Raw genomic sequence first — 5,126 nt, 5'->3', positions numbered from 1 at the left:
ACGCAGGCAGCGGTGGTCGCCCGCCCGGGGCAGGGGGGCCTGCAGCTGGTGGGCTATGCGGTTCCGGCCGCCTCCGGCGACGTCCCCGTCGAGGCCGAACTGCGCGACTTCCTGACGCACCGTCTGCCGGACTTCATGGTGCCGTCGCGGCTGGTGGTGCTGGACCGGCTGCCGCTGACCCGGAACGGGAAGCTGGACCGGGCCGCGCTGCCGGCGCCGGAGTTCACCGGCGGGGCGGGCCGTGCGCCGCGCACCACCGAGGAGAGCATCATCGCGGGCCTGTTCGCGGAGACCCTGGCGGTCGAGCAGGTGGGGGTCGACGACGACTTCTTCGCGGTCGGCGGGAACTCGCTGCTGGCGACCAAGGTGATCAGCCGGATCCGCGCCGTGCTCGGCGTCGACGTGCCCATCCGGATGCTGTTCCAGCAGCGCACCGTCGCGGCCCTGGCCGAGGAGCTGAGCAGGGCGACCGAGACCTCCTTCTCCTCGGATCCGTTCGCCGTCGTGCTGCCGCTGAGGACCGGCGGGAGCGGGACCCCGGTGTGGTGGATCCACCCCGGTTCCGGCCTGTGCTGGCTCTACCTCGGCTTCGCGGACCGGCTGCGCGGGGACCGGCCGATGTACGGGATCCAGGCGCGCGGCTTCGACGGGGTGACGCCCCGTCCGGAGTCGTTCGAGGCGATGGTCGCCGACTACGTCGACCAGGTGCTGTCGATCCAGCCGGAGGGCCCCTTCAACCTGCTGGGCCTGTCCATCGGCGGCACGATCGCCCACGCGATGGCCGCGGAACTGCAGCGCCGGGGGCACGAGGTGGACCTGCTCGGGCTGCTCGACAGCGTGCCGAGCACGTACTTCGCGGCCGGCGTGACCGCTGACCCGGAGCAGACCCGGGACTTCTTCAGGACGCACCTCGTGCATGTCACGGACGCGGCCGAGTACGAGTCGTTCCTGGACAACGCGGTCGCGCTGATGCTCGACCACATGAAGGTCATGGAGCGTGCCGTCTCCCCGGTCTACCGCGGTGACCTGGTGTTCTTCAACGCGGCGCTGGACACGGAGGAGTGCTTCGCCGAGAGGTGGCGGCAGCACGTCGACGGGTCCGTGCACAGCTACGACATCAGCAGCACCCACCAGGACATGTACCTTCCCGGGCCGGCGGCCGCGATCTGCGAGGTCGTCGCCCGCCGCCTGGAGGGGGAGGCCCGGTGACCCCTACGCCGGCGCGATCCCGTACCAGAACCGCCGTTTCCCAGAATGAGAGGAAGACGTCATGAGCACCCTTCTTGCCGACCGATGGGGGATCCACCCGGATCACTTCTGGCTGCGCGGACAGAAGCCGGAGAGGATCATCCAGTTCGAGGAGGAACTGGGCATGTGGAGCGTCTTCGGCTATCCGGAGGTGGTGGCGATCCTTGGGGACCCGGTGACCTACTCCTCGGACCTGGCCCGGCGCTTCGTCCCGGACGCCGATGAATCGCTGTTCGACGGCAACCTGGCCCAGACGGACCCCCCGCAGCACCGCAAGCTGCGCACGCTGGCCTCGCACGCGTTCACCCCCAAGGTCGTGGCCGACCTCGCGCCGCGGATCCAGGAGATCACCGACGAGCTTCTGGACGCGGTGGCCGACCCGGGCCGGATCGAGATGGTGGCCGACCTCGCCTACCCGCTGGCGGTGATCGTGATAGCCGAGCTGCTCGGCGTGCCGAGCAGCGACCGCGTGCTGTTCAAGAAGTGGGCCAAGGAGATGTTCGAGAGCGCCAACAAGTTCTCGCTGGCCGACAACGAGGAGCTGGAGCGGGACCTGAAGGGCCGCACCGAGCAGGCGCTGCACATGAACGACTACCTCCGCGAGCACGTGCTCGACCGGCGCCGGAAGCCGCGTGAGGACCTGCTCAGCAAGCTGGTCGAGGCGGAGGTCGACGGCGAGCGGCTGACCGACATCCAGGTGATCAACTTCTCCAGCCTGCTGCTGTTCGCCGGGCACGTCACCACCACCATGCTGCTCGGCAACACCGTGCTGTGCCTGGACGCCCATCCGGAGCAGGAGGCACGGCTGCGCGCCGACCGCTCCAGGATGACGGGCGTGATCGAGGAGTCGCTGCGGTTCCTGAGCCCCTTCGCGACCAGCTACCGGGTCACCAACGCCGAGGTGGAGATCGCCGGCCGGACGGTAGGCGCCAACCAGATGGTCAAGGTGCTGCTCTCGGCCGCGAACCGGGACGAGCGCCAGTTCGCGGATCCGCACACCTTCGACTCGACCCGGGACCCCAACCCGCACATCGGCTTCGGGCGCGGCATCCACTTCTGCCTCGGCGCGCCGCTGGCCCGGTTGGAGGGCCAGATCGCGCTGAACACCATGCTGGACCGCTACCCCGGGCTCGCGGTGGACCCGGAGCAGCCGCCGTCGTTCATGCCGACGCCCGACTTCGTCGGCGTCCGCACCCTCGGGCTGCGCACCGGGCTCTGAGCCCGGCGCCCGCGCCACGCCGAAGGGGTGGGCCCCGGCACCGTGATCACGGTGCCGGGGCCCACCCCTTCGGCGTGGCGCGGGCGCCCCCCTCGGGGGGCGACCGCGGTGTCTCACACGGCGTTGGCGGCGAGCTGGTCCGCGTCCATCGCGTCGCGCAGGCTCTTCGGACGCAGGTCGGTCCAGTGCTCCTCGATGTAGTCGAGGCACTCCTGGCGGCCCTCCTCGCCGAACACGTTCAGCCAGCCGGCCGGGATCTCGGCGAACGACGGCCACAGCGAGTACTGCCGCTCGTCGTTCACCAGGACAAAGAATCGGCCGTCAGCGTCGTCGAACGGGTTGCTGCTCATCAATCCACTCCAATTCAAGCCGTCCACGATCCACCTCCGGGCGGAAAGTGAATCAATTATCCGTTGATGGGGATGGAGTCGGCGGGACCGCCACATCAGATCAGGCAGGGGACATGCGGAACGGGAATTCAGCGGGCGTCCCCGGTCTCCTGTCGACAGGACATCGGATCGAGCGCCCGCTGGAATTCCCACAGCTTTGTCCGGTCGAGACCGTACTCCTTCCGGATCCGTTCCGCCGACCGCTCCAGCCGTATTCGAGTGATCCTCTAGACCCGGGCCGGCGCAGGTTCGGGCAGGGCCAGCAGCTGCGGCGTCCGGTTTCCCCAGGGGAACCCGTGGTGCACCTCGAACAGGGTGGGTTCCCCCGGGTCGACCAGTACCGCCACGGCGGCCAGCACGCCGGGCGCCGGCTCCAGCTCCACGAAGCGCCACCGCCGCCCGGCCCCGGCGTCGTCCTCCGGTGCCCGGAAGCCGAGCACCCCGGTGTCCTGCGCCAGCTGGAAGGAGAAGGAGTCGAAGGGGAGCTCCAGGCCCAGTCCCCGCGCCTTCGCGTACGCCTCCTTCAGCGTCCACAGGCGCAGGACGCGCCTGGTCCTGGCCCGGCCCGGGACGGCCTGCGCCACCCACTCCCGCTCCGGTGGGGCGAAGGTCTCGACGATGGCGTCGAAACCCCGGTTCTCGCGGTCCAGCCGCTCCACGTCCACACCGATCCGGTGGCGGCGCACCACACCGACGAGGTTGTGCCCCTGGGTGTGGGAGAGGCTGAAGTCCAGTTCCCTGCCTCCTCTCGGTACTCCTTCGGCGGGCGCCAGCAGGAACGGGCGGCCCCGGGGCGAACGCCGGATGACGGCGTCCGCCTCCGGCACGCCGGTCGCCAGCGCCAGCACGCGCCGTACCAGCACGTGGGCGACGAGGTACTGGCGCCGGTCGCGTTCGAACAGGAACCGCTCGGCGGTCTCCCGTTCCGGTTCGTCCAGCCAGTGCTCGGCAAGCGTGGCGGCCAGCCCGGGATCGAGTTCGTCGTTCGGGCAGAACCACAGCTTGACCGGCTGGGGCCGGGCAGCGGTGTCGAGGTGCTCGGTCGCGGTCACGCGCGGGTGCTCACGGCAGGCTGCCCATGAGCGCGGCGGTCTCCCGGTGGCGGCTGCACTCCCGCCCGGTGAACGACCGCTGCACCCGGCAGCGGATTTCCGGCGCCTGCTCCTGGCTGAGCTTGAACATGCCGTCGGTCCCGGTCACGGTGAACCGGAAGCCGCCCACTCCGGGAAGGATCTGGCGGAAGTAGGAAATCGACTCCGACATGTCCCATTCGGCGCCGAATCTCTCCTCGAAGGCCCGGACGGTGGCCTTGACCACCTCCAGCGTCTCCTCGGACGATTCGATCCGCTCGATGGTCCCGCGCGCGTGGACCGAGGTGAAGTTCCAGGTGGGCGCCGCCGGGGTCACTCCGTACACGGTCGGTGATACATAGGCGTGCGGCCCGGTGAAGGTGAGCAGGGAGGTGCCGCCCTCCGCCAGGGCGGCCCAGTGGGGGTTGGCGCGGTTCATGTGACCGAGCAGCACGGCTCCGGTGAGCTCGGCGGACAGCAGGTCGGGGGTCCCGGGATCGGGGATCACCGGCAGATGGGTGGCGAACGGGCCGTCGGCGGTACTGCCGTTGCTGGCGAGGATCGCCAGCGGGTTGCTGCGGATCAGCTCGGCGGTCCAGGACCCGTCGGGCGGCCGGTAGGGCGGGGGGACGAACATAGGGAGAAACCCCTTTCGGCGGCTGCTGGAATCGTCTTGCGAAAAAGCTAGGCAGACGCCTTTTCGGCCTGTTATCGGTCCGGCTTCGATTCCGGTTCGAAACCGGACTGCGAGGGTGAAACTCGCGAAATATCAGTTCGCGCTCACGCAGGAATCGACCGGGACGGGGAGCCATGTACGAGTTGCCGAACGGTGTGAACAGCGCAACGCGCGCTCCGGCGCAGCCCGCCCCCGGGACCGGGCGCATGGTTCCGCCGCCGCGCGGCCTGCGCAGGGGCGCTCCCAGTACCGACCAGGTCCTGACCACCCGGGTGGGGCTGCAGATCCCGGATGTGCTCACCTTCGAGGAGTGGGAGCGGACCGGGCGCCAGCTGGCCGGCGTGGTGGACTCGTCGCTGTGGTGGCTGGGCGACTGGCTGGCCTACGGCAAGGAGCACTACGCCGACCGGTACCAGCAGGCCATCCGCACCGCCGATCTGCGCTACCAGACGCTGCGCAACTACGCCTGGGTGGCCCGCAGGTTCCCGATGGACCGCCGCCGCCCCCGGCTGACCTTCCAGCAC

The 5,126-nt window shown here is 70.0% G+C and carries 6 protein-coding genes; 3 read left to right on the top strand and 3 right to left on the bottom strand.

The window, feature by feature from the left end; genetic code table 11:
• On the top strand, positions 1-1,209 hold a 1,209-nt coding region (locus tag TR46_RS36725; protein ID WP_236655693.1), incomplete at its 5' end, for a thioesterase domain-containing protein.
• Positions 1,210-1,270: 61 nt separating this feature from the next.
• Positions 1,271-2,467, top strand: a complete 1,197-nt coding sequence (locus tag TR46_RS36720) for a cytochrome P450 (protein WP_042411224.1) — start codon at positions 1,271-1,273, stop codon at positions 2,465-2,467.
• Positions 2,468-2,580: 113 nt separating this feature from the next.
• Here the strand turns inward: TR46_RS36720 and TR46_RS36715 are convergent, their stop codons facing one another.
• From TR46_RS36715 to TR46_RS36705, 3 genes are all read right to left on the bottom strand, one after another.
• On the bottom strand, positions 2,581-2,817 hold the full coding sequence (locus TR46_RS36715; protein WP_042411219.1) for an MbtH family protein: 237 nt from the start codon (positions 2,815-2,817) through the stop codon (positions 2,581-2,583).
• Between the two features lie 266 nt (positions 2,818-3,083).
• Entirely contained in the window at positions 3,084-3,908 is an 825-nt protein-coding gene (locus tag TR46_RS36710) for a 4'-phosphopantetheinyl transferase family protein (protein WP_042411218.1), read from the bottom strand.
• A gap of 10 nt (positions 3,909-3,918) precedes the next feature.
• Positions 3,919-4,563 carry an FMN-binding negative transcriptional regulator gene (locus TR46_RS36705; RefSeq protein WP_042411216.1) on the bottom strand — a complete coding sequence of 215 codons (645 nt, stop codon included), beginning with the start codon at positions 4,561-4,563 and terminating at the stop codon, positions 3,919-3,921.
• 245 nt (positions 4,564-4,808) lie between these two features.
• On the opposite strand from TR46_RS36705, the gene TR46_RS36700 reads away from it, so the two are divergent.
• Positions 4,809-5,126 (top strand): LmbU family transcriptional regulator (locus tag TR46_RS36700; protein WP_042411234.1); only part of this gene is annotated, 318 nt, incomplete at its 3' end.

This window comes from Streptacidiphilus carbonis (assembly GCF_000787775.1).
Lineage (GTDB): Bacteria > Actinomycetota > Actinomycetes > Streptomycetales > Streptomycetaceae > Streptacidiphilus > Streptacidiphilus carbonis.
Note: the sequence above shows the minus strand (reverse complement) of the source record. Positions and strands in the feature narration are given on the sequence as shown.

Excerpts from the sequence above, each read along its gene's own strand:
- TR46_RS36705 (WP_042411216.1), bottom strand. The coding sequence starts at position 4,563 with ATGTTCGTCCCCCCGCCCTACCGGCCGCCCGACGGGTCCTGGACCGCC.
- TR46_RS36720 (WP_042411224.1), top strand. The coding sequence starts at position 1,271 with ATGAGCACCCTTCTTGCCGACCGATGGGGGATCCACCCGGATCACTTC.
- TR46_RS36715 (WP_042411219.1), bottom strand. The coding sequence starts at position 2,817 with ATGAGCAGCAACCCGTTCGACGACGCTGACGGCCGATTCTTTGTCCTG.